Below are 22,639 nucleotides of genomic sequence, written 5' to 3'. Positions count from 1 at the left end.
ATTGAATGTATAAACGAATAAAAAGGGGCTCTTCGGAGCCCTTTGTTTTCTCTATTTGAAACGAGGTTTGCGTGTTATCTGAACGTGCTGCACAAATGGTGATCTTCTCGGCGTTGATCAAACATAAAAACTTTACCGCTGCGGCAAAGAGCTTAGGTGTGTCTGTTTCTCACGTCAGTAAACAGCTCAGCCAGTTGGAAGCGTCACTGGGTATCAAGCTCGTGCAACGCACCACGCGCAGCTTCACACCAACCGAAGCGGGGCAAACCTTCTATCACCATTGTGAACAAGTGGTGCAAGCCGTTAGCAGTGCCACGTTAGAGATGGAAAGCCAACGCGATGAAGTCGCCGGTTTGGTTCGTCTCGGTTTGTCGCAGTCTTTTGGCACGTTGCACATCATCCCTGCCATTCAAGAACTTCGTGAGAAATACCCGCAACTGCAAGTCGAAGTGCATTTGTTCGATTACAAAGTCGATATGCTCGAAGAAGGCTTGGATCTGTGGATCACCAATAATGAACATTTGCCAGAAGGCTACATTGCTCAGCGTTTGGCGGATTGCCAATTTGTGGTTGCGGCATCGCCGGATTACTTACTCAAATTCGATACGCCAACCGAACCGAATGACTTGTCGCAGCACAACTGCCTTATTTACCGCAGTTGGGAGCGTGACTACACCAGTTGGGCGTTCACCAATCGCGAGCAAGAGCTCAACGTGAAAGTCTCTGGCAACTACTCGGTCGATTTAGCAGAAGCGGTGCGTGATGCCGCAATCGCAGGGTGGGGGATTGCTTACTTAGCCACTTATTTGCTGGGGGATGAATTCCGCTCAGGCAAACTGATTCAGCTGTTACCAGACTGGAGAGCCAGCCAATCCATGCCGTTTTATGCGGTGTACCCAAGCCGTCAACATATGCCGAAAAAGATCTCAGCAGTGATCGAGTTCATCAAACAAAAGATCGGATCGCCTTGCCATTGGGATCAGCGATTAGCACCGTATATTTCGATTCCGAAGTAGGGAATACATAAAGTGATTTGAATCACAAAATTTTTCCAAATCCAGAAACATCTTTTCCATTTGGAAATAATAACTTTAGGCAAACGTTTATCTTTATTTAATTCAAAGAGTTATTTTGCTGGTTAAAGAGTGAGCAGGCGAGATTCTCAGCCTGTTAACATCCCGAACTTGCAGCTTTTTTTACGCTCTATACAATCCGACGCCTTTCCTGTTCCCCCTTTTGTCGGATTCATTTTATGAACTCAATTCTTGGTATCGTAGCCATCCTATTCGTAGCATGGCTGCTTTCGACTAACCGTAAGAACATTCGTCTACGAACGGTGTCTTTGGCTTTTGCTCTGCAAGTAATCTTCGCGCTATTGGTACTTTACGTACCAGCGGGTAAAGAAGCGCTTAACGCAGTAACTGGCGCGGTTTCTAACCTAATCAACTACGGTCAAGAGGGCATCGCGTTCCTATTCGGCGGTCTTGCGACCAACGGCTTTACCTTCGCGATTAACGTACTTGGTATCATCATCTTCTTCTCGGCACTGATTTCTGGTTTGTACCACATCGGTCTAATGCCAAAAGTGATCAACCTAATCGGTGGTGGTCTTCAGCGTTTGCTAGGTACAGGTCGTGCAGAATCGTTATCTGCAACAGCGAACATCTTCGTTGGTATGATTGAAGCGCCGCTTGTAGTAAAGCCATACCTGAAGCACATGAGTGATTCTCAGTTTTTCGCAGTAATGACTGGTGGTTTGGCATCGGTTGCTGGTGGCACGCTAGTAGGTTACGCATCACTGGGTGTGGATCTTAACTTCCTAATCGCGGCAGCATTCATGTCAGCGCCTGCAGGTCTTCTGATGGCAAAAATCATGATGCCAGAGACAGACACCACAACACCAGATATCGACCTAGACCAAGTAGAAATGCCACGTGCAACCAATGTGGTTGAAGCAATGGCAGACGGCGCAATGTCTGGTTTACGCATCGCAGTGGCGGTAGGTGCAACCCTATTGGCGTTCGTGAGCGTTATCGCGATGCTAAACGGCATTCTAGGCTGGTTCGGCGGTCTATTCGGTATGGAACTGAGCTTCGAGCTAGTACTTGGCTACCTATTCGCACCAATCGCATGGTTGCTAGGTATTCCTTGGAATGAAGCTATTGTGGCTGGCTCACTGATCGGTAACAAGATTGTGGTAAACGAGTTCGTAGCCTTCATCCAACTGATGGAAGTGAAGTCTCAGCTAAGCGCACACTCACAAGCTATCGTAACCTTCGCACTGTGTGGTTTCGCAAACATCTCAACCATGGCAATGCTGATTGGTGGTCTAGGCTCACTCGTACCAGAGAAGCGTTCATTCATCTCGAAATACGGCTTCCGCGCAATCGCAGCAGGCGTAATGGCCAACCTGATGAGCGCATCAATCGCTGGCGTGATTTTGAGTCTTTAATTGAAAGGCGATGGAAGGTTCCCTTAAGTGGGGATCTTCTTCCAATTGAAGTAATAGAAAGAGAAGAAATGAGTATCCCTAAAGGCATTTAGGGATACTTTTTTCGTTAAGCGGCTTTAAGATCTTTTGCTTGAGCTAGGTGCTCTTGAATGCTTAAAGCCAATGCTTTTGCAAAAGGGACAGCAACAGCATTACCAATCATCTTGTAGCCCGCCGCAACATTGTTGTAAACGAACTCAAAGTCATTCGGAAAGCCCTGAATTCGTGCACACTCACGCACACTCAGACGGCGATATTTGTCTTCGTGACCTTCCACAAACTTAAACTTGTCTGTCTCTACTTTTTCCATTTTTGGCGCGCCTGGGTGAATCGGTGCATGGCGACCGCCAGCCTGAATGGTAAAAGAAGGCTCATCCCAAGTTCTCACTCGGTTTCGAGACATAAACATCGTAGAGAAACCGCCAATCATGTACTCGTGGTTTAGCACTTTCACATCTGGGTTTGGCTTCTGCTTGTCTAATGCAGGCACTGCCGTTCCATCAAGGTCTGCAATCACGTGCTTCAAGGTGCGACGTTCTGTTTTTTCCATTGGTTCTGGGAAGGTGTACTTGATGTTTAAGTCACTTCTGAAGCCAATAAAGATAACGCGCTTTCTGTCTTGCGCAGCACCGTAGTCAACCGCGTTCATCATCTGGTAATACAAATCATAACCAGCATCTTTAAACATCTGCTTGATGTTGTTGAGCGCGTTTGCATGGCGTGTGTGCTGCATACCACTTACGTTTTCAGCCAAGAAGAACTTGGGCTTTTTCGCTTCTAGGATACGGATAAAATCGAAGAACAGCTGACCACGCTTGTCTTCGATACCACGTTGTGCACCCGCTTCACTCCAGCTTTGGCATGGTGGACCACCAATAATACCATCACATTCAGGCACTTCATCCGCATCAATGTTTGTGATACTACGTCTGTCCAACGTAGTGTGAGGATGGTTCTTCTCGTATGTCGCCCAAATATCTTTATCGTATTCGTTAGCCCAAGTTACATTGAACCCAGCTTGTTCGAACCCTAGGTCTAAGCCACCAGCCCCAGCAAAAAAAGAAACGATTCGTTGTGTCATGCTCTGATATATGTCGTCTAAATAATGGGCGTATTGTACCAACTTACTGTACATAAGGCCAGTGATTTTTTCTCACGTTATTTCAATAAGTTGAATGTATGGCTGCACTTATACCCAAGTAACCTCGAGATGCTAGGTTCAGCGAGAATGACTTGGTTTGTAGACGCGGCGGCGATTTAAAGATCTAGTCATTCTAAATCAAGAATCGGCAACAAAGTATACAAGCCAAGGCAGCTCGCCCTTTGGGAGCGTGTCATTGACCCGATTGCTGCGTCAAACAACTTGGAAAGAGCTGGCTATTACACTGCGTTGTTTTCCTTACTCTCGAATCAATGACAACGCTCTGAATCCTGCATCTTGAAGTCACTTGGGTATAGTAGAAGCTAGACTCAGAAAGCGCGATGGGTGAGAGGGCATTGAGTTAATACTTCAAAATAAGTGACAAGCTCATCGGCAAGTTTTGGATTGTTGCGACTCAAATAGTAGGCATTCACCTCGGAATGTGTCCCTTCGTAGGTTGTATCAGGCATGTTGACGAGATTCATTGATGCAACATAACGGTAAATAAATTGAGTCTCTGTCAGGTTACCCGTGGAGATAATGATTGTGTCATCGACGACGATAAATTTAGCGTGCAAAGAGGTATTGAAGTAATACGCCGTGTTTGGTCTTTGTTTGAGGAAGTTGACCATCTGGAGAAAGTTCGTGGTATTAGAAGGCATCCGCGTTTCCACTAACTGCTGGTTGATGCAAACGTAGTGTTTACCTGATTTTTTAATTTTGTGTTCATCCGTATAGGTTTGGGAAATGACGCGCAATTCGACATCGGGATGGTTAGGTATTAAGTTCTGATCATTAATGTGCTGTGCACACAGAATGACCCTTTTTCTCGCATTGCGAATCAGGGTATAAATTTTATCCTGCACAATGGTATTGGATTCATTTAAAAAGTGAGCGGTAAAGTAGATGCCTTGATCCCATGAGGGGGAAGACAATCTCTCTTGTGTCTTCTCTTGATAGCTATACCCTCGTTTTTCCTCGTAATGTTTGATATTTGCGCTATTGATTTTTAAGTGGTCAAAAAACACCTGACACCTTTGATGATCGTGTTCTGAATTTTCCGTATGAACCAATAACTCATGCTTAATTAAGTCCCTGACAGCCATATTTGAAGACGTGACCATGGAGTGACTAGACCCCGATTTGAACTTAATAAATAGGTGTTTGATATGGAGAGAGTAGGGCATTCTTCCTCGAGAGAAGGGCTTAACATACTTCGATCGGACATACATATGATCACAGATGTACAAGTTGATTTTTGGATTCTCAGACTTGGCAAATCTGCCATATAAATATTGGGCGATGTCCTTTTTGGAGAACGGTTTTTCCTGTTTACTTTGTAGTGCTTTGTTTTTGCTTAGCTTGGGTGCGAAAGTGGGAGATTGCGCCGGAGTTTTATCGTAGCCCTCTAAAGGAATAGAGAAGATATTCAATGTAATTCCAGCCTTCAACGCTGATCCAATCATACTTTCCAGCATCAATTTGTTATTGCATAAATACAACGCGAGATTGATCTCTTCGATCTGCTCTTTCTGTTGGTCGATAAAATCGCAAATGAAATCAGTAAATTTGGGGCTTCCACCTTCCGCGTAAAACTCATAATCCGGTAGGTTTTGTTTTGGTGATGGACCATCAAACAGTATTCTTTCTCGCATGGTATTTAGCTGTACAGAAACAAATGAAAGCCACTATACCGCGACTAAATTGTGTATTGGCTGTGTTTGAATGAACTTAGAAGTGGTTCAAAAAATACTCACTCTCTATTGAGTCATATTGTTATTAACGGCTGGGGTTAGAGTTACAGCCAATAAAAAAGGCTCCGCTGGAGCCTTTTTTCATCGGGGGGCGCACTTACTTTTTGGTGTGGAACTGTTCGCATGCCAGCATTGTGTTCTCAATTAGGCTTGCCACTGTCATCGGACCAACACCACCTGGTACAGGGGTAATGAAGCTCGCGTTTTCACGCGCTTTATCGTATTCCACGTCACCCACTAGTTTGCCTGACTCAAGACGGTTGATACCCACATCAACCACAACCGCGCCTTTCTTAATCCACTCTCCAGGAATGAAGTTCGGCTTACCAACCGCAACTACAACAAGGTCTGCTTGGCGAACGTGACCTTCTAGGTCTTTGGTAAAGCGGTGACAAGTCGTTGTTGTGCAGCCAGCAAGAAGCAGCTCAAGAGTCATTGGGCGACCAACAATGTTTGATGCACCAACCACAACTGCGTGTTTGCCACGTAGTTCTATGTTGTAACGGTCAAGAAGCGTAATAATGCCTTTTGGTGTACAAGAACGAAGCTTAGGAATGCGCTGCGCTAGACGACCCACGTTGTAAGGGTGGAAGCCATCCACGTCTTTCTCTGGGTGAATGCGCTCAAGAACGTGCGTTGCATCGATGCCAGCAGGAAGAGGCAACTGCACAAGAATACCGTCGATTTCTGCGTCGTTGTTCAACTCATCAATTAGAGCCAGCAATTCTTCTTCCGACGTTGTCGCAGGAAGGTCAAAAGACTTAGAGACAAAGCCAACTTCCTCACACGCACGGCGCTTACTGCCAACGTATACTTGAGAAGCTGGATCTTCACCAACTAGAACAACTGCAAGACCAGGAGCGCGAAGACCAGCTTCAATACGAGCTTTCACACGTGCTGCAACTTCGGATCGAACAGTTTGGGAAATAAGAGTTCCATCTATATTTTGAGCAGTCATGACTTTCCTTTTAAATTGAGAAGGCAAATTATTTGCGGCGCATTGTCGCAGAAAATCTATTTAACATCCATACGCAAACGTTTGCTTTGTGGTGTTTTTGAACATTTAGCCTTTTGGTGCCCTTTTTTTAGGCATTCAGATCAGAATGTTATGAAAACTCGTTGATTTAAGCGCTTGAACTCGTATAATCCTGTCCCTGTAGCGCGCCCTTAGCTCAGCTGGATAGAGCACGTCCCTTCTAAGGATGTGGTCATAGGTTCGAATCCTATAGGGCGTGCCATTTATTCAAAAGCCCCGATAACTCTCTGAGTTGTCGGGGTTTTGTCGTTTTGGATTGTCCAAAATGACTCATTTCATAGAATTTGGTTCTCTTCTATTCCATTTAGTAAATCATGAAAAAAATAATTCTAACCGCAGTTGTGCTTTCTATTTTAAGTGGATGTGTCACGCGTAAAGTTCGTGTGCTTCCACAAGCCGTCAATATTTCTCCGATTACTGACGTAGCAATTAAAAATCTTAATTGTCAGATGGTGGACTCTTACACGATTGAAGATATCCATCCTAACAACGTTGACCGTATGTTGAAGAATCAAACATACGCATCGGGAGGTAACCGTTATCACATTGCTACCGTGCTCGATACCAGTCGTGGTCGTCCTTCCAGTGTGGTTGCTGAGTTGTATCATTGTCCATCGGCACCGAGCGTAAGTGTGGCTAAAGCAACCAAGACCATGCTATTGCCTGGTGCCAATGAGGTGCAGCCAATCTCATTTGCAGAGGTGGAAAACAATGAGTGTAAAGTCATCGGTAACCAAGTTGTGTCTGAGCAACAAAAAGGTTCCTTATTTGAGGAACTTGCAAACCAAGTTTATATGGCGGGTGGTAACCGATATCACGTGGTGAAGGTGATAGAAACTGATGGACAAAATCCAACGTCAGTTTCAGCAGATGTTTATCGCTGTAAGCACCGCTCTGTAGCTTACGAATAGAACAAAAAAGCGCTAGCTAATAAGAAGAAGCTAGCGCTTTTTGTTTAAAGGGGTTTAGATCTTTTTAAAGATGATTGAGGTGTTGATACCGCCAAACGCAAAGTTATTGCTCATTAGGTATTCAACATTGAGCTCGCGACCTTGTCCTGAGATGTAATCTAGGTCGCCACACTGTGGGTCTAGGTTCTCTAGGTTAAGGGTCGGGCTAAACCAACCTCCGTGCATCATCTCTAGGCTTAGCCACGCCTCGATAGCACCACAAGCACCTAGGGTATGACCAAAGTAGCTCTTCAATGAGCTGATTGGCACTTTACCGAGTGCATTTGCCGTGGCGTTGCTTTCTGCAATGTCGCCGCGGTCAGTCGCCGTACCGTGCGCCGATACATAATCGATTTGATCTGCCGAAATGCCTGCGTTCTGTAGCGCCATCTCCATACAGATTTGCATGGTTTCCATTTGAGGTTGTGTTACGTGTGCAGCATCGCAGTTGCTTGCAAAACCAATGATCTCGGCATAGATTTTCGCGCCGCGAGCCACTGCGTGTTCGTACTCTTCTAAAACCAATGTACCTGCGCCTTCGCCAATTACTAAGCCATCGCGCTCGGTATCGTAGGGTCTTGGGGTACTTTTCGGTGCGTCGTTTTTCAAACTGGTCGCGAAAAGGGTATCAAACACAGCCGATTCTGTTGGGCAAAGCTCTTCAGCGCCACCTGCAACCATCACGGTTTGGTAACCGTGCTTAATGGCTTCGTAGGCGTAACCAATCGCTTGGCTGCCAGAAGTACATGCGCTACTGGTTGGGATCACGCGACCTTTTAAGCCAAAGAACAGACCAACGTTAACCGCAGTCGTGTGTGGCATCATTTGTACGTAAGTTGTCGCGGTAATCGCTTTGGTGGTTTTGTCATTTAGCATTACACCAAATGCGCCAATGGCATCGGTACTGCCTGTAGATGAGCCGTAAGCGATACCGGTTTGACCGTTAGTGAGAACATCATTGCCAATCAGACCAGCTTGGCTTAGCGCGTTTTCTGTTGCGACAGTCGCAAGCTTAGAGACACGACCCATACCGCGGACTTGTTTGCGTTTGTAATGCTTCGGTAGTTCGAAGTCAGTTACAGGTGCAGCAAGCTTGGTGTTCAAACCATCATATTGCTCATAAGAAGGCATGTATTGAGTGGCGTTCTGGCAGTCGCGCAGTTTAGGCTCTACTGCTGACCAATCGTTACCAAAGGCGGTAACACCGGACATACCTGTCACAACGACTCGACGACTCATACTAAGCCTCCATTTACTGAGATAACTTGGCGGGTAACGTAACCTGCGATATCAGACATCAAGTAGCTTACCAGACCAGCCACTTCCTCTGGTTCACCCATGCGACGAAGAGGGATTTGCGGCATCGCGTGCTCTTTTACGTGCTCATCCACCATGCCAGTATCAATAAGACCTGGTGCCACACAGTTCACGGTGATCTTACGTTTTGCGAGTTCAAGCGCGAGAGATTTTGTTGCGCCAATCACGCCAGCTTTTGCCGCGCTGTAGTTGGTTTGACCGCGGTTGCCCATCAGACCAGACACCGACGCGAGAGTCACAATACGACCGCCTTTGCGTTTTTGTACCATTGGCATTACGCAAGGGTGCAGTACGTTGTAGAAACTATCTAGGTTGGTATGAATCACGCCATCCCATTCTTCTTCCGTCATAGCTGGGAAAGCAGTGTCGCGAGTGATGCCAGCATTGTTGACGACACCGTAGTAAGCACCATGCTCTGCGATGTCGGCTTCTAGTTTAGTACGGCATTCTTCGCGGTTGCTGATATCAAACTGGATCAGACGACCCGAGCCACCATGTTGTTCAATGGTCTCTAAAGTGTTTTGTGCGCCTTGTTGATCGCCCATGTAATGCACGACGACGTGGAAACCGTCTTTGGCAAGTTGAACGGCGATGGCTTTACCAATGCCTTTACTGGCACCAGTTACGAGGACTTGTCGGGTCATTGTTGACTCCTGATTTTCATTTCTTTTAATTTTTCTTCTGATGGAACGTATACGTTCAACTGACAGGTAGCGATGGTTTTTTCTTGCCACTCCATGCGAGCAGAAAACACCGCCATGCCATTGTCTTCCATCATTTTCTCGGCATATACGTCGAGCTGTTGACCTTGAGTAAAGGCATCGCACTCAGAGGTGTAACGTCGACTGCCTAATAAGAACCCAATAGGTGGCTCCTGTCCTTGAATAAGGGCATGGTAGCCAGACCAAGCGGCAACAGACTGTGCCATAAACTCTATGCCGACATACGCCGGAACCGTTTGAGTATCACGGTTGAAAAAAGGGTTATGCTCGCCAATATCAACCTGACAATGGATGGTGTCTTGTTGAATATCGATAGCACGATCAACCAAGATCATTGGTCTATCGTGCGGAAGCAGTTGTTCAATTGGGGGAAGTTTAGTCATGAGCGTAACCAAAAATAAGACTAACGTTATTACCGCCGAAAGCAAAAGAGTTGCTTAAAATCGCTTTTCCACCAAGTTTTGATGGTGCTTCAACGAGGGAGATTTCGATATCTTCCGCTTTGTTTGCGCAATGCTGGACGGGGAGATCGAGATCGTAATTCAAAATATGCCATGCGATTGCCGCTTCAGTTGCGCTGGCGGCACCTAGAGTATGACCGGTTAACGGTTTGGTTGAGCTCACTGATACAGCATCGCCAAAGCAGCGGAAAATGGCTTTGCTTTCCATCGAATCGTTCAATGGGGTCGCGGTTCCATGCGCATTGATGTAACCAATATCTTCAGCCGTTAAGCCAGCGTTTGAAAGGGCTTTGTTCATGGCCTCTTCTGCACCGAGTCCCTCTGGGTGTGGTGCAGAGATATGGTGTGCGTCAGAGCTGTCTCCTGCGCCTAACAACGCCACTTTGGCGGGCGTGTGGCTCAATAGCATGATGGACGCGGCTTCTCCGATATTAATACCCGAACGATCTGCATCGAATGGTAAGCAGTGTTTGTCTGACAGGGCTTCTAGACCACTAAAGCCATTTAAGGTCAGGCGACATATGGTGTCGACACCACCAACAATCACGGCATCGACTAGCCCCGATTTTAAAAGACGTTGAGCGGTGATAAATACGCGTCCACTGGAAGAGCAAGCTGTCGATACAGCGTAATGAGGACCTGTCAGTCCAAAATACGCGGCGACAAAGTCACTGCAATGACCAAGCTCTTGCTTACGGTAATGGTAATCGTCTGGGAACGCACCATCTGAGAGCTTTTCTGCAAAGGCAATTTCACCATCTGCAATGCCGGAGGTGCTGGTCCCGATCACTACGGCAATGCGGTCTGAGCCATATTGGCTAATGGCTTCGCGGACTTTGGGTTCGATCTGCAAAATGGCAGAGAGTGCGAGTCGGTTGTTTCTAGAGTCAAACGAATGCAACGCCTGCGGAAGCGTTGGTAATGGTTCTAAGACGCGTCCAATAACGGTTTCTCGATCGTTATTCAGAATGGTTTTATCCATGACCATGTTCGATGGCTTAGAACCCGATAGACATTGATGAATGCTTGCATCATCGTTACCCATCGCGGAATGAAAGCCGCAGGCCTGAATATACAAAGGTTGAGGAGAGCGAGTAGACATAGTGTTGTATTAGGATCGTTCTTAATTTAATTGATACTGCAGTGTTTGAATAGAAATCGAAAACGGATGTTGAAGGTGATTAAAGCTAATCTTACCTTTCAGTTTGTCGTGATTCTCATAGCGGATGTCTATGATCTTTTCACCGTCGCTATTAAACACGGCTCTAGAATATTCATCATCAATCATTCGCCACCTTACCTTATTTAGCGGCGCTTCCCAAGCAGAACTCGGCCACAGCGTGATCATTAGGTTGAATAGTACTTGCTCCGGTTCTGGCAACGTGCCATCGAGACCGGTTAAAACTTCTGTATTTATCTGCTCACCATTGTAGTTGAGGGATAAAATTCGGGTACCCCAAGAGGAAAAGCCGGCTAGTGTTACATCGTTGCTGTTCACTTGTAATTGCACTGGCAGTTGTTCTTGTCTCTCTTTTCCTTCTGCGGTCCAAGTCGCAGTAATCAACTGGCTTGCTGTGAGGTGATAACCGAGATCGTTTGGGGCAGGGAGCGCGACAGAGACGCCTTGTTCTATTTCGACGCTAGGCGTTGATTGTTTGGGTACTAAGCTGCAAGCACTGAGCAAAGTTACAAAAATCATTGTGATGAAAATACGCACGGCCGTGGAAGTGCTCATTGTGATTTTTCCTTAGTCATAATAGCAATCGGCGAGAGTAGCCAAGCGATGAAAATGCCGCTTAAAACGGTCACACCAAAGCTATGAATCGCATGGGTTTGACTGAGAGAGAGTAACCCAAAAGACAATACCGTTGTGATGGCAGAGAGCGTAATCGCGAGAAGAGTGCTCAAACTGCGTGCTTTCTCAGCAAAAAATAGGGTGTAGTCGATACCGATTCCCAAGATCAGGATCAAGCCTAACAAGTTAAATAAGTTGAGTGTCGAGCCAGCAGCAACCGCGGCAGCGAGACCTCCAATACAAGCAATTGCTGAAGGGAGTAAAATACGCCAACCGTGGTGAAAGCCGTAGCGTTTGACTAGAACGGCAAAAATAATCGCGGCAGCAGCAAATAACAGCTCCATGATTTTAATGCGGTACTCGCCAAATAATGTCGAGATCTCTTCGGCTTTGTTTAAGTAACTGATATCTGGTTGAGACTGCGCAAATGCTATTACAATTTCTGGGTCGCTCAACTTGTTTAACGTGATGACCGCTGCCGATTGGCCTTCGATTTCTCCCAAGTAGAGGAAGCGAATTGGTTCGGATACCGGATTGTTTAGATAGTCTGGCAAACTGACTGGCACAAGGGTGTTTGTCAGTTTTGGCTTGTGTGCCAGTTGTAAGCCTGATGCTAAAGCAGAAGCTTGCGTTTGGTACAGATTCGCTATCAGAGCAAAATCACTTTGTTGGCGTTCGGTTGAGCCCAGATACTTACTCAAACTTTGATAGCCTTCAATGATGTTGGTTTGTTGCCATTGCTGTAGCGTAGGGTCAAGTTGCTCTAGTCGTTGAAGTAGAGATTGATCCGTGTCGGCGGTGACCACAAGCATTTGTTGAGAAGCCTGCATTCCACTGACTTTTGTAATCAAAGCTTCTTGCTGCTTTAGCGTTTCTGGCATGGCTTGCAATTGGCGAATGTCATCGTCGTACTTCAACTGAGTGAGAAAATAGCCGCTGATGATAAGACAGATAAGCGGCAGCCCAACTTTCACACTAGGACGTTGCCACACAGATAACCATGCAGACAACAACCGATGACCCGGTACTTTCACCGCATTGCGAGAAGGTTTCACTGCGAGAATCGGGTACCAAGCCACTACGGTTGCGTAAGCGGCAATCAGTCCGATAGAGGAGAAGAGGGCAAGTTGCTGCAAGCCTGGGAAAGGCGCAATCAACATGCCTAAATAGCCAATCAAACTGGTGATAAGACCTAAAGTGATGGCAGCAAAAATATGTTTGAGACCTTTTCGACTGTCCCACTGGCTGCCTTCAGATAAACGTTCCGTCAGATAATGGAAGGCGTAGTCTATTGAAACGCCAATCAAGCTTGCACCGAAGACCAAACTGAATAGATGGACTTTGCCAAATACCCAAGTGGTGACGCTAAGAGCAATCAGCAAACCAACCGAAATGGATAACAGCGCTAAAGAGAGCGGCATTAAACTTCGGAACACAACCAAGAACAACACGACGATGCCCAATAAAGAGAATACGCCAATAGTGCTGATTTCTGATTTCGCACTCTGAGTGCCAAAGTCTGCGTAAAACAGTACGCCTGTATGCGCAGTTTTAGCACTAAACTGTGCGGCGATGGATTGCTCTAGTTGTTCGATTTTTGGAACGACACTTTGAGTCGAGAGAGCGTATGGAGAACCACTGAGTGTCGCAGTGATTAAGAGGTATTGTTGACCATCTTTTTCGACAGACAAGTAGCCATTATCGAGTCTAAACGCTGATGTTTGCTGCGTGACTTGACTTAAGTAATCACGAAACAGCAAGAACGGATCGTTTTGTAGCTCTTGACCTGTTACGCCCGAAAACGGGTTGTAAAGGGATTGAACCACATATTGCACTTGAGCTTGTGGGTCTTGGCTTAATCGCTCTCGTTGTGCTTGAGTCAGTTGCTGGAAACGATGATTGAAGTAGTAGCTTGCCCAAGCTTGTTGAGCGTCAGGTGATATTTTCCCGACGACGTTGGTAAACTGTTGGGTTTCTCTTAACCCTTTTTCAAATGCGCCAGCGGCTTTTAACAATTGTGTTTTGTCGGCAGCGGTCAGTACAAAGATGACTTGATCACTCATGCTGGTGGAGACTGCTTCAAACGCTTGCTCTGCGATTGGATTTTGCTGATTTTCAGGCAGCAGTTTTAGGATGTTGGTTTCAATCGGCGAGTGTTCGCTCCCCACCCATTGTTTTAATAGCAGAGCGCTTGCGATCACAACTAAGCTTAACCAAAGCCAAGCCAATGCGTATGAACCTAGACGGAATTTAGAAATCAAATTGAGCCTTTTCTGCATCCGTTAATTCCTTTGGCAAAGACGCTTGTTGAGTAAACTCAATCTCTGTTTTGTCGCCGCGCAGTTCTTCTAGCATTAATTGGTCAATATGAGTGTTACCAGAGAGCGTGATGGCTTTAAACACCGCGTTAAGTGGCGCTTGTTTTGGAGTGAGAACCAATTGCCATTGACCACTATCTTGAGCAGAAAAGTCCAGCGTAAACTGTTCTTTCAATGCTGCGGTATCACCATGGAAAACTGATAGAAATACATGGCTAAAATAGAATGCCATTGGGTTTTCTTGTGCGGTGATGGTTTTTGGCACTTGGTTAGCAAAGGTCTGGCGTAACTTGTCTTGAGTTAAAACCAAGTTTACGGCAAATGGGATCTGCTGTTGCCAAAGTAAACCGTGCGATTTGCTGAGAGTAAAAATGCCTGTTGAAGTAAGCGGTTGATTAAACATCTCTAGGTGACGGCTTTGTTTAAAATCGCCGCGGACTACTTCGTTTTGTGACAGCTGCGCCTGCAATGAGTCGAGATCCACCACTTTAGCCCAGCTCGGAGTCGAGAATGATACGAGCAGAGCCATAGACACAAATAAAGAGAACAAGGATTTGCGCATTAAGATAGGCTCCCACACTTATGCCACTGCTCTACTTTATCTAGAAAAGCGGCAGGAGAAACAAAGCACATTTCTTGTTTTTCGATAGAAACTGCCACTTGTGTGGTATGAGCTTTACACATGCGCTGATCGGTTTTGGCATCATAAATCACGTAGTCTACGCGCAAGCGGTTTTCCCACTCAGTGAGCGTCGCGGTAATGCGAATCTCGTGGTTGAATGGGATTGCCTTTACATACTTCACGCGGGTGTCGATGATTGGCCACATGTAGCCCGACGCTTGCATATCACGGTAGCTGTACTCAATCTTCTCCATTAGCACTCGGCGTGCTTCTTCGAAGTAACGAAAGAAGTTACCGTGATAGATGACGCCCATCGGATCAGCATCCTGAAATGAGGTGACCATTGTCACCTCGGTTTCTAGCGGGTAAAGGACTTGTTCTTGCATTACGCCTCCGCGTACAACAACCAGTGACGTTGTTGGATTTTAGCGATGAAGTTACGTAGATCGTGCTCTAGTGGACGGTCTTCGACAACAAACTCGAACTCTTCCAATACCGCATCGCGAATCATCTTCAAGTTACTGCTCATGTGGTGTTCGTCTAGCTCATTATGGCGGCGACGAATCTCTACCGCTTGAACACTCGCCAGCAAAGATGCCGCTGCGACTTGTTCTGTCAGCTCAAGAACGCGCATACAGTCGCGAGCTGCAATCGTACCCATGCTCACTTTGTCTTGGTTGTGACACTCTGTTGAGCGTGAGAACACGCTTGCAGGCATGGTGTGTTTTAGCGCTTCTGCTGTCCAAGCTGAAATACCAATTTGCACCGCTTTAAAGCCATGGTTGATTGGCTTACGTTCGCCTTCCGCACCCGTCAGGTTGAATGGCAGACCATTGTTGAACTTGTAGTCCATTAACTGAGCCATCTGACGATCCAGTAGATCCGCTAGGTTCGCGATGTTTGTTTTCAGTGTGTCCATCGCCATTGCAATATGACCGCCGTAGAAGTGTCCACCATGCAGTACGCGTTCGTTGTCGCCATCGATGATTGGGTTGTCGTTTGCGCTGTTAAGCTCGTTCTCGATCAATTGACGCAACCAAGGAAGAGAATCTTGAACCATGCCGATCACGTGTGGAGCACAACGCAGAGAGTAACGATCCTGCAGGCGGTCACTGTTGCGTGGTGGGCGTTCCGCTTTAAGGTCGTTACGTAGCCATGCCGCAACTTGTTGTTGACCCGGATGAGGTTTCACTGCGAAGAGGGCTTCATCAAAGTGGAAATCATTGCCCTGCATACCTACCGATACCATCGCCGTGATCTTAGTGCACAACTGAGCAAGGTATTCTGCGCGTTTGTAAGCAATACACGCCAGAGCAGTCATCACGGATGTGCCATTCATCAGCGCCAAACCTTCTTTTGGTTTGAGCGTAATTGGAGTAATGCCAAGTTCAGTAAATACATCAAGAGTTGGACGTACTTCACCTTTGTAAAGCACATCGCGCTCACCAATAAGCGCCGCAGCAAGGTAAGACAGTGGTGTTAAGTCGCCACTAGCGCCAACTGAGCCTTCCTGTGGGATGCGTGGTGCAATGTCGTGGTTGATCAGGTTGACGATTTGGTTCAATAGATCATGCGAAACACCAGAAACCCCTTGTGATAGAGAACATAGGCGAGTTGCCAGCACGGCTCTTGCTTGCTCATGAGACAAGATCTCGCCTAAACCACAACCATGAAAGCGAGTGAGGTGAAGGGGTAATTCATCGACCAATGCTGGTGGGATTGCAACAGTGCAAGAGTCGCCATACCCAGTGGTTACGCCGTAAATTACGCCTTCTTCTTTAAGTAATTTTTCTAGGAATGCCACGCCGCGATCAATCTTCGATGTGAATTCCGGTGACGCATTCATGTTTGCTTTTGCACCGTGTGCAATCGCGACGACATCTTCAATCGAAAGGCGTTCTGCACCAAAGGTGATGCTTTGATTATTGTTCATTGTCATGTTGCTGATTACTTAAAGTCCAGAAATTAAAAAAGTTGTACCACTGCAATGGAGCTTGCAGTGTGTGATGTTCTAATCGTTGCGCATATTGCTGCACCACGTTGTCCAGCGCTTCTTGGCGACTCTTACGTGGTAAGACGATTTGATCACTAAAATGTTCAAAATATACGTTAAAGTGCGGCGTTTCGGCGTTATCGTCTCGTAGACCAAACAGCAGATAAACTGGAGCTTTCAACACTGAAGCCAACATAAATGGTCCCTGTGGGAAGGGCGCTGGCTTGCCTAAAAAGTCCGCCCAAACGACGCGGCTTTCAACGCTGGTGGAAGTGCGATCGCCAACAATCACCACCCATTCGCCTTGCTCTATTTTTTGTTGAAGCAAAATGGCGGTATCAGGTCCCATCGAACTCACTTGGATAAGGTTAAGCTCGGAGCTTGGGTTGACGGCCTTCATCACGGCATTAAATTGCTCGGCGTGCTCGGTGAACACCAATGCATTGATTTTCACGTGTGAATGTCGGCGACCAAGCGCTCTACACAATTCGATGTTACCAAGGTGGGAACCAAGAATGACCACGCCTTGTTGTTTCTCAGCCATCTCTTCGAAGTGGTGCTGACCATGAATGGTGAGATTGTCCACACTGAAATCACCTTGCCAAGCTGCCAACTTATCAAGCATGGTTCGCCCAAATGACAGCAGGTGCTGATAGCTGTCCAAAGGTTGAGGTAGGGTGATGTTCTGTTGCTTCGCGTGTTGTTGCAATTGATCTAAGTAGATCTCAGAAGCTTGTCGTGCAGACTTACCTGTTAGGTGGTAGTAACGCATTACGAGCTTCAAAATGAGGTCAAAAACTTTGCGTCCAAATACTCGATACACGGCCAATAGGGTTTTGATCCCCAACACGGTGCCTTGTTCTTTTCGCTTTGACCAATGATCGTCGCGAGATGTTGCTTGCTTGGATTCGTTTGCACGCTTGTGCTTACGAGCCAGCAATGAAGGGATGCGAGGCAACATGCCAAAGAACAAACGTGTGTGCATCCAACTGATTTTTACGTTGTCCCAAAGTGCATCAAAATGAGAAATGCCACCTTCAGGGTAAATCACGCGTGTTGGTACGAAATCAATATCGGTGCCTTCCCAATACATACGAACTAAGATCTCAATGTCGAAGTCCATGCGCTTACCAATGTCGTACTTGTTGAGTACGTCCACAGTCTGGGTAAGAGGGTAAGCTCGAAAGCCACACATGCTGTCTTTGATAGAAAGCGATAGCGTCTCAATCCACACCCAAACATGGGTCGCGTATCGTCCGTAGAGACGTGATTTAGGTACGCTTTCGTCGTAAACCGGTTGTCCAGAAATCAGTCTGTTTGGGTTAGCCTGCGAAGCCTGCAATAACGTTGGCACAGCCTCAAGGTCGTGTTGCCCATCGGCATCTATCTGAATTGCATGAGAGAACCCTTGTAGCAGCGCTTGCTTAATACCAGCCATTACTGCGCCACCTTTACCTTGGTTTTCTGAAAGGCGAATCAAGGTGATTTTCTCTTCATTTGCTAAAGCATCTAGAGCACGTTTTGTCTCTTCATTACTGCCGTCATCAACGACTAAAACTGGCAGGGAAAAAACAGACAACGACTCAACCACAGCCGCAATCGTGCTGCCATGGTTGTAGCATGGAATAAGAAAACAAGGGTGGTATTGGTTCTCGTTGCTTGCGCTTGTCACGTTAATTCCCTAGCTTCATTTTGCCTGAAGAGTGAACCACGGTTTGCTCGCCCGAGATCGACGTATACTTAAATGCCAGTTTTTCACGCTCTACATCCCAGGAAAGCGTGAGGCTAACGCACATGTCCGGTAGGATAGGTTCTTGGAATTTGATGACTTCCATGCCTTTGAACAGTGTTGGTGTGTTCAAGTATTCGACCGCATAAAACAGCGCCCAATCGATTTGTGTTACGCCTGGCAACAATGGGAAATGGGTAAAGTGACCTTGGAAATCCAAGATGTCGGCATCGACACGCATTTTAATCGTCGCGATGTGATTGTCGATATCAACCTGTTTGAGCGTTGGTTTTCTTTTGTCCATGATGAGTTCTTTTATTCTTGGAACAGTTTTTCTATTTCAGCGATCTGGCGCTTGCCTTGGCTATTGAGCGGAATCTCGTCTAAAACGCGGAATTTTCTTGGAATAGCAATCGGCTCTAACCAGTTACGCAAGGCTTTTCTTAGCGCTAACCAGAACTTACCTTTCCCGAGTTCTTGCAGTGTTTGATCGCCTTCGTTGGTCAAGACTATCACTGCAAATAGAGACAGCCGACCGGCATCTTCCATCGGGATGACGGCACTTTCTTTTACCCACGGCAATTGTTCTAAACGCTTCTCGACTTCGACCAACGAAACGCGCTTTTCTTCAACTTTGACGATTCTGTCGGTGCGACCGCGTAGTTCGAAGGAAATACTATCATGGAAATAGCATTCATCTGCAGTTTGATACCACGCGTTTTCATCAATGTGGGGGGAGCGAAGCTTTAAACAGTTTTCATGATTTAGAGCGGCTTCAACACCGGGGAAAAGAGTCCAAGGTTGAGTAGCAGATAGTTGCTGTCGATAAGCGATACCACCCGTTTCGGTACTGCCGAAGACCTCTAATGGGTAATCACCAAACAATTGCTGGCTGTGATTGGCAGCATCATTAGGTAAAGGACCTCCAGAAGAAAAAACGCAGCGTAACGCCGATGGTTGATGCTCTTCTGTCAGGCGTTTAAGTAATGCAGGGCTACTGATCAATGTTGTCTCAGTAGAGGCAAAATGCACAATCTGCTCTGGAAATTCTAAGTTATGAGCGGCAAAAGGGCGCCCAGAGCACAATGGCCAGAGAACGCGGAATAGCAATCCGTAGATATGTTGGTGAGATACTGTGCTCTCGATATGAGAACCTTCCAGTTTGTCTCCCCATAAGCCGTCAAGAATGGCGACTTCCACATCCAGTTGTTTGAGTGTTTTTCTGATCGCTTTTGGTTTACCGCTTGAACCTGAGGTAAACAGCGTGACGTTGATATTCGCAAGTGGCAAGGCTTGCCATTCACAAATGAGAGAATCGAAACTTGTATTCACGTGCAAAGCTGAGAGCCCTGTCGGAATCATCACTTCAGTGTCGTGCAATACAAGATCGAAGTGCTCGTCGAGCTCTTTTAAAGCTTCAGGTTGGTAATTGCCGGGAAGGACGATGGATTTTCCAGCATGGCAACAAGCAAAGAAACTGAGCGCAAAAAGGTAGCTGTTGCCAAAACAGAGCGCGATTCGTTGGGCATCAAGCGCTTCTAACGTTGCTCGCAAACTGGCGACGTTATGCTGAAAAGACTCCCACGTCATGGTTTGGTTTCTGTCATACGCAATCGTGGATTGTGCCTCTCTATTGGCTGTCATTAAGGTCGCAATAGAGGAGAAGTTTAACGAACTTGTGTTCATACGATTTAATGTTCCTTTCGTACAAATTGACGCACTATCCATTCACCAGCGAACAAGCTACCAGCGAGCAAATAACTGATTAAGCCGTTGTACAGCGTCCAGATTTCAATAGGTTGAAAACAGGTATACAGTGCTACCGATGCATTCAAGATAAAGAATCCACACCACACGATCGTAACTTTTCGTGTGTAGATCACGCCACTTTGAGGAAGTTCAGGCTCTTGAAGGCGAGCCAGTCTCTCGATGATGGTTTGCGGTTGCTTCAAGCTCAGTGAGAACACGCCAAGCATGCAAAGATTGACGACAACAGGGTAGAACTTTAGCCACCCGTGCTGCTTAAAAACAACACCTAAGGTGACTAAGACAATACCCACAACGCCCGTGGTGATCGCAAGGAACTTAAACTCTTTGAGTGGTGTTTTGTTTGCAGCGAGTAACCGCAAAAGCAACGCTGCAACCAATAAGCCACCAACCAGATTTAAACCAAATCGGTCGATACCGAAGTAAACCGCGAAGGGGTAGGCAAATAATACAATTGCAGACAAAACCGTCAGCAATTGGCGCATTAACTTTCCTTGAGAAGTTCAGTTACTGCATTAACCACGTCATCGACAGTACGAACTGTGCTGAATTCCGCTGGTTTGATCTTTTTGCCAGTGACATTTTGTAGGTGTACAACAAGGTCTACGGCATCAATGCTGTCTAGGTCTAGATCGGTGTAAAGATGGGCTTCTGGCTGAATGTCTTCAGCTTCAATTTCGAATAGCTCCACAAGCGCATCTTTAACTTGTTCAAATACTTGATCTTTATTTACGTCTGTCATGAATATACCTAAAAACTATTCATTATCTTGAGAAGAGGTTTGAGAAGAAATGTACTTCGCAAGGTTAGCTACAGAAGCGAAGTGCTCACGAGTGTTCGAATCGTCTGCATCAATGACAATGTTGTATTGCTTTTTAATTGCTAATCCAAGCTCAAGAGCATCGATAGAATCCAAGCCAAGACCATCACCAAAAAGTGGTGCTTCTGTTTCAATATCGTCGACGGTTAAATCTTCTAGGTTTAGAGCGTCAATAATAAGTTGCTTGATATCGTTGTGTAATTGTTCCACTGGGACCTGCTTATAATTACGAATTTTCTGGAAATATAGTTTCAGCCAAATGCTGTTGTAAGCGACGAGCCGCTATCGTTGGGGACGTAGTTTGCTTTATAAAAGGCTCAATCTCAACTTTATCCTTAACTTCAACCTTGAAAAATGGTTTTGTCTTTGGAACTTGATACCATTTTTTCTCTTTTGTCAGGAAGCTTGGCGTGACCGTAATATGTACGACACGCAAATCTCGCTCGGTTCTAACCGCTATTTGCGCAGCGCCTCTTTGTAATTTCGATTTTACACCTGGAGTGGTTCTTGTGCCTTCAGGAAAAATAAGCAAAACGTTACCATCGTCAAATCTTTCTTCACACATTGCTAATAAATCATCAGGTGCTTCGTTGGGTATATAACCTGCAGCCTTAACAATGTGCTTCATAAATGGGTTTGCCCAAATTGCGGACTTAACTAAACAGTCGCAGCGCTTTAATTGGGATGCGATCAAAACGTAATCAATTAAACTTGGGTGGTTCGCAACTATGAGACAGTTTTTATCTTGTTGAAGAATGTCGGCACCAATGATTTGGTAATCAATTGCGCCGCAAAGCTTCATCAAATTACAAAAAGTGTTGAAAGAATATTGAATCGCCCCTTGAACTTTATATTCTCTCTGTTTTATATCCGATGTAGTTAGGTGAATAAGTGGAATGACGATAAAGCTGAGTGCCAAGCCACCTAAACCAAAAACCGAGAAACAAAATCCTGTCGCGAATACTCGCCAATATTGATTCAACATTCTCATTGACGACGCCATTCCCATGATTGTTGAGGCGAATGAATCGTCCAATTGTTTGCTGATGATAAAAAGTGCTGAATAAAGCTAAGCCCTTGCGGAAAGGCATCTTCGTCTGTTTTCTCGGTTGTTGCTTGTACGCTAAAAGTATCGCCATGAGAAAGCACCAGACCTAAACCATATCCATGGTAATCGTGCGTTTCAAACTCAGAATATGACTCTGGGAGTGGCTCATCAAAATCGACAATCAGAACTTTCTTGTCAGGGTTGTCATACAGGAATAGCCACGCTTCGATTAACGCGCTTTGGAAGGTATTTTCAGCAGCTGCGATAGAGGTGAGAGGGATCGGCTGTTTAGTTGCGATGGTCGCAAGCCCCGCTGCGGTATTATGCACAGACTGAGAGAATGCCATTGGCGAAGCTTCTTCACCCTTGAGGATGTCTTCTACCAACGCCACACTGCGATGAAGTTCACCATGACGGCTAGAGAAAACAAGGTAGTCAACATCGTGCTGCTTGAGCAACTCAATCGCCGTTTGAACCGCTAGCTTACTCAGTTGGCTCATACGTCTGCGCATCATAGGTGGGATATCAGATACGTTCAGTTTGCCTTCTTCTGGCCACTGACCGGTAGAGGTCCATTGTTTCCACTCATCGACTTGACTAAGCCCTTGAGAGTTAGCTGACCAAGCGTCGATACTAAACGAAATTTTGATCTTGGAGTTTGGCATATTTGATTAA

The 22,639-nt window shown here is 46.1% G+C and carries 23 protein-coding genes and 1 tRNA gene; 4 read left to right on the top strand and 20 right to left on the bottom strand.

What is annotated here, in order from left to right; translation table 11 throughout:
- The first annotated feature begins 71 nt into the window (after positions 1-71).
- Positions 72-1,016: a LysR family transcriptional regulator gene (locus QMY49_RS10375; RefSeq protein ID WP_005446456.1), complete on the top strand. Its 945-nt coding sequence runs from the start codon at positions 72-74 to the stop codon at positions 1,014-1,016.
- 236 nt (positions 1,017-1,252) lie between these two features.
- Positions 1,253-2,452: a NupC/NupG family nucleoside CNT transporter gene (locus tag QMY49_RS10370; protein WP_005446458.1), complete on the top strand. Its 1,200-nt coding sequence runs from the start codon at positions 1,253-1,255 to the stop codon at positions 2,450-2,452.
- A 106-nt stretch (positions 2,453-2,558) separates the two neighbouring features.
- On the opposite strand, the gene QMY49_RS10365 is transcribed toward QMY49_RS10370, so the two are convergent.
- From QMY49_RS10365 to folD, 3 genes are all read right to left on the bottom strand, one after another.
- On the bottom strand, positions 2,559-3,572 hold the full coding sequence (locus tag QMY49_RS10365; protein ID WP_005446460.1) for a DNA cytosine methyltransferase: 1,014 nt from the start codon (positions 3,570-3,572) through the stop codon (positions 2,559-2,561).
- A 389-nt stretch (positions 3,573-3,961) separates the two neighbouring features.
- Entirely contained in the window at positions 3,962-5,287 is a 1,326-nt protein-coding gene (locus QMY49_RS10360; protein ID WP_283311360.1) for a phospholipase D-like domain-containing protein, read from the bottom strand.
- Positions 5,288-5,483: 196 nt separating this feature from the next.
- Positions 5,484-6,344, bottom strand: coding sequence for a bifunctional methylenetetrahydrofolate dehydrogenase/methenyltetrahydrofolate cyclohydrolase FolD (gene folD, locus QMY49_RS10355; protein ID WP_005446463.1), 861 nt, complete (start codon positions 6,342-6,344; stop codon positions 5,484-5,486).
- A gap of 203 nt (positions 6,345-6,547) precedes the next feature.
- Between folD and QMY49_RS10350 the strand changes: the two genes are divergently transcribed.
- Positions 6,548-6,624: transfer RNA gene (locus QMY49_RS10350), tRNA-Arg, on the top strand.
- A gap of 112 nt (positions 6,625-6,736) precedes the next feature.
- Positions 6,737-7,333, top strand: a complete 597-nt coding sequence (locus tag QMY49_RS10345; RefSeq protein ID WP_047513060.1) for a hypothetical protein — start codon at positions 6,737-6,739, stop codon at positions 7,331-7,333.
- 54 nt (positions 7,334-7,387) lie between these two features.
- Here the strand turns inward: QMY49_RS10345 and QMY49_RS10340 are convergent, their stop codons facing one another.
- The 17 genes from QMY49_RS10340 to QMY49_RS10260 are packed head-to-tail and all read right to left on the bottom strand — an operon-like array spanning position 7,388 to position 22,629.
- Positions 7,388-8,611, bottom strand: coding sequence for a beta-ketoacyl-ACP synthase (locus QMY49_RS10340; protein ID WP_283311359.1), 1,224 nt, complete (start codon positions 8,609-8,611; stop codon positions 7,388-7,390).
- Entirely contained in the window at positions 8,608-9,333 is a 726-nt protein-coding gene (gene fabG, locus QMY49_RS10335) for a 3-oxoacyl-ACP reductase FabG (RefSeq protein ID WP_029788652.1), read from the bottom strand. The genes QMY49_RS10340 and fabG overlap by 4 nt, the downstream gene beginning before the upstream one ends.
- Positions 9,330-9,794, bottom strand: coding sequence for a hotdog family protein (locus tag QMY49_RS10330; protein ID WP_017188383.1), 465 nt, complete (start codon positions 9,792-9,794; stop codon positions 9,330-9,332). The genes fabG and QMY49_RS10330 overlap by 4 nt, the downstream gene beginning before the upstream one ends.
- Entirely contained in the window at positions 9,787-10,974 is a 1,188-nt protein-coding gene (locus tag QMY49_RS10325; RefSeq protein ID WP_017818966.1) for a beta-ketoacyl-[acyl-carrier-protein] synthase family protein, read from the bottom strand. The genes QMY49_RS10330 and QMY49_RS10325 overlap by 8 nt, the downstream gene beginning before the upstream one ends.
- A 21-nt stretch (positions 10,975-10,995) precedes the next feature.
- Positions 10,996-11,607 carry a DUF3261 domain-containing protein gene (locus QMY49_RS10320; protein WP_005446475.1) on the bottom strand — a complete coding sequence of 204 codons (612 nt, stop codon included), beginning with the start codon at positions 11,605-11,607 and terminating at the stop codon, positions 10,996-10,998.
- On the bottom strand, positions 11,604-13,946 hold the full coding sequence (locus tag QMY49_RS10315; protein WP_222325763.1) for an MMPL family transporter: 2,343 nt from the start codon (positions 13,944-13,946) through the stop codon (positions 11,604-11,606). Before QMY49_RS10315 ends, QMY49_RS10320 begins: the two co-directional genes overlap by 4 nt.
- Positions 13,918-14,547, bottom strand: coding sequence for a LolA family protein (locus QMY49_RS10310; protein ID WP_283311357.1), 630 nt, complete (start codon positions 14,545-14,547; stop codon positions 13,918-13,920). The genes QMY49_RS10315 and QMY49_RS10310 overlap by 29 nt, the downstream gene beginning before the upstream one ends.
- Complete coding sequence (locus tag QMY49_RS10305; RefSeq protein WP_005446478.1) at positions 14,547-14,993, bottom strand: acyl-CoA thioesterase; 447 nt, start codon at positions 14,991-14,993, stop codon at positions 14,547-14,549. The genes QMY49_RS10310 and QMY49_RS10305 overlap by 1 nt, the downstream gene beginning before the upstream one ends.
- On the bottom strand, positions 14,993-16,546 hold the full coding sequence (locus tag QMY49_RS10300) for an HAL/PAL/TAL family ammonia-lyase (protein WP_017188379.1): 1,554 nt from the start codon (positions 16,544-16,546) through the stop codon (positions 14,993-14,995). The genes QMY49_RS10305 and QMY49_RS10300 overlap by 1 nt, the downstream gene beginning before the upstream one ends.
- Positions 16,530-18,272 carry a glycosyltransferase family 2 protein gene (locus QMY49_RS10295; RefSeq protein ID WP_005446481.1) on the bottom strand — a complete coding sequence of 581 codons (1,743 nt, stop codon included), beginning with the start codon at positions 18,270-18,272 and terminating at the stop codon, positions 16,530-16,532. Before QMY49_RS10295 ends, QMY49_RS10300 begins: the two co-directional genes overlap by 17 nt.
- Position 18,273: 1 nt before the next feature.
- Positions 18,274-18,633: an ApeI family dehydratase gene (locus QMY49_RS10290; protein WP_283311351.1), complete on the bottom strand. Its 360-nt coding sequence runs from the start codon at positions 18,631-18,633 to the stop codon at positions 18,274-18,276.
- An 11-nt stretch (positions 18,634-18,644) separates the two neighbouring features.
- Positions 18,645-20,015: an AMP-binding protein gene (locus QMY49_RS10285; protein WP_047513078.1), complete on the bottom strand. Its 1,371-nt coding sequence runs from the start codon at positions 20,013-20,015 to the stop codon at positions 18,645-18,647.
- Positions 20,016-20,020: 5 nt separating this feature from the next.
- Positions 20,021-20,581: a COG4648 family protein gene (locus QMY49_RS10280; RefSeq protein WP_009700647.1), complete on the bottom strand. Its 561-nt coding sequence runs from the start codon at positions 20,579-20,581 to the stop codon at positions 20,021-20,023.
- A complete protein-coding gene (locus QMY49_RS10275; protein ID WP_005446488.1) occupies positions 20,581-20,838 on the bottom strand; it encodes an acyl carrier protein in 258 nt (85 codons plus the stop codon). The genes QMY49_RS10280 and QMY49_RS10275 overlap by 1 nt, the downstream gene beginning before the upstream one ends.
- Before the next feature lie 15 nt (positions 20,839-20,853).
- On the bottom strand, positions 20,854-21,126 hold the full coding sequence (locus tag QMY49_RS10270; protein ID WP_009696047.1) for a phosphopantetheine-binding protein: 273 nt from the start codon (positions 21,124-21,126) through the stop codon (positions 20,854-20,856).
- A gap of 16 nt (positions 21,127-21,142) precedes the next feature.
- Positions 21,143-21,907 (bottom strand): lysophospholipid acyltransferase family protein, encoded by a 765-nt coding sequence (locus tag QMY49_RS10265; RefSeq protein ID WP_005446490.1) that lies wholly within the window; start codon positions 21,905-21,907, stop codon positions 21,143-21,145.
- The gene (locus QMY49_RS10260) at positions 21,904-22,629 is read right to left on the bottom strand and encodes a beta-ketoacyl synthase chain length factor (protein ID WP_283311341.1); all 726 of its coding nucleotides are present in this window, start codon (positions 22,627-22,629) and stop codon (positions 21,904-21,906) included. The genes QMY49_RS10265 and QMY49_RS10260 overlap by 4 nt, the downstream gene beginning before the upstream one ends.
- Positions 22,630-22,639: the final 10 nt, after the last annotated feature.

Source organism: Vibrio harveyi (genome assembly GCF_030060435.1).
Lineage (GTDB): Bacteria > Pseudomonadota > Gammaproteobacteria > Enterobacterales > Vibrionaceae > Vibrio > Vibrio harveyi.
Note: the sequence above shows the minus strand (reverse complement) of the source record. Positions and strands in the feature narration are given on the sequence as shown.

Coding starts and splice junctions, on each gene's coding strand:
- QMY49_RS10370 (WP_005446458.1), top strand. CDS start 1,253: ATGAACTCAATTCTTGGTATCGTAGCCATCCTATTCGTAGCATGGCTG.
- QMY49_RS10365 (WP_005446460.1), bottom strand. CDS start 3,572: ATGACACAACGAATCGTTTCTTTTTTTGCTGGGGCTGGTGGCTTAGAC.
- QMY49_RS10360 (WP_283311360.1), bottom strand. CDS start 5,287: ATGCGAGAAAGAATACTGTTTGATGGTCCATCACCAAAACAAAACCTA.
- folD (WP_005446463.1), bottom strand. CDS start 6,344: ATGACTGCTCAAAATATAGATGGAACTCTTATTTCCCAAACTGTTCGA.
- QMY49_RS10345 (WP_047513060.1), top strand. CDS start 6,737: ATGAAAAAAATAATTCTAACCGCAGTTGTGCTTTCTATTTTAAGTGGA.
- QMY49_RS10340 (WP_283311359.1), bottom strand. CDS start 8,611: ATGAGTCGTCGAGTCGTTGTGACAGGTATGTCCGGTGTTACCGCCTTT.
- fabG (WP_029788652.1), bottom strand. CDS start 9,333: ATGACCCGACAAGTCCTCGTAACTGGTGCCAGTAAAGGCATTGGTAAA.
- QMY49_RS10330 (WP_017188383.1), bottom strand. CDS start 9,794: ATGACTAAACTTCCCCCAATTGAACAACTGCTTCCGCACGATAGACCA.
- QMY49_RS10325 (WP_017818966.1), bottom strand. CDS start 10,974: ATGTCTACTCGCTCTCCTCAACCTTTGTATATTCAGGCCTGCGGCTTT.
- QMY49_RS10320 (WP_005446475.1), bottom strand. CDS start 11,607: ATGAGCACTTCCACGGCCGTGCGTATTTTCATCACAATGATTTTTGTA.
- QMY49_RS10315 (WP_222325763.1), bottom strand. CDS start 13,946: ATGCAGAAAAGGCTCAATTTGATTTCTAAATTCCGTCTAGGTTCATAC.
- QMY49_RS10310 (WP_283311357.1), bottom strand. CDS start 14,547: ATGCGCAAATCCTTGTTCTCTTTATTTGTGTCTATGGCTCTGCTCGTA.
- QMY49_RS10305 (WP_005446478.1), bottom strand. CDS start 14,993: ATGCAAGAACAAGTCCTTTACCCGCTAGAAACCGAGGTGACAATGGTC.
- QMY49_RS10300 (WP_017188379.1), bottom strand. CDS start 16,546: ATGACAATGAACAATAATCAAAGCATCACCTTTGGTGCAGAACGCCTT.
- QMY49_RS10290 (WP_283311351.1), bottom strand. CDS start 18,633: ATGGACAAAAGAAAACCAACGCTCAAACAGGTTGATATCGACAATCAC.
- QMY49_RS10285 (WP_047513078.1), bottom strand. CDS start 20,015: ATGAACACAAGTTCGTTAAACTTCTCCTCTATTGCGACCTTAATGACA.
- QMY49_RS10280 (WP_009700647.1), bottom strand. CDS start 20,581: ATGCGCCAATTGCTGACGGTTTTGTCTGCAATTGTATTATTTGCCTAC.
- QMY49_RS10275 (WP_005446488.1), bottom strand. CDS start 20,838: ATGACAGACGTAAATAAAGATCAAGTATTTGAACAAGTTAAAGATGCG.
- QMY49_RS10265 (WP_005446490.1), bottom strand. CDS start 21,907: ATGAGAATGTTGAATCAATATTGGCGAGTATTCGCGACAGGATTTTGT.
- QMY49_RS10260 (WP_283311341.1), bottom strand. CDS start 22,629: ATGCCAAACTCCAAGATCAAAATTTCGTTTAGTATCGACGCTTGGTCA.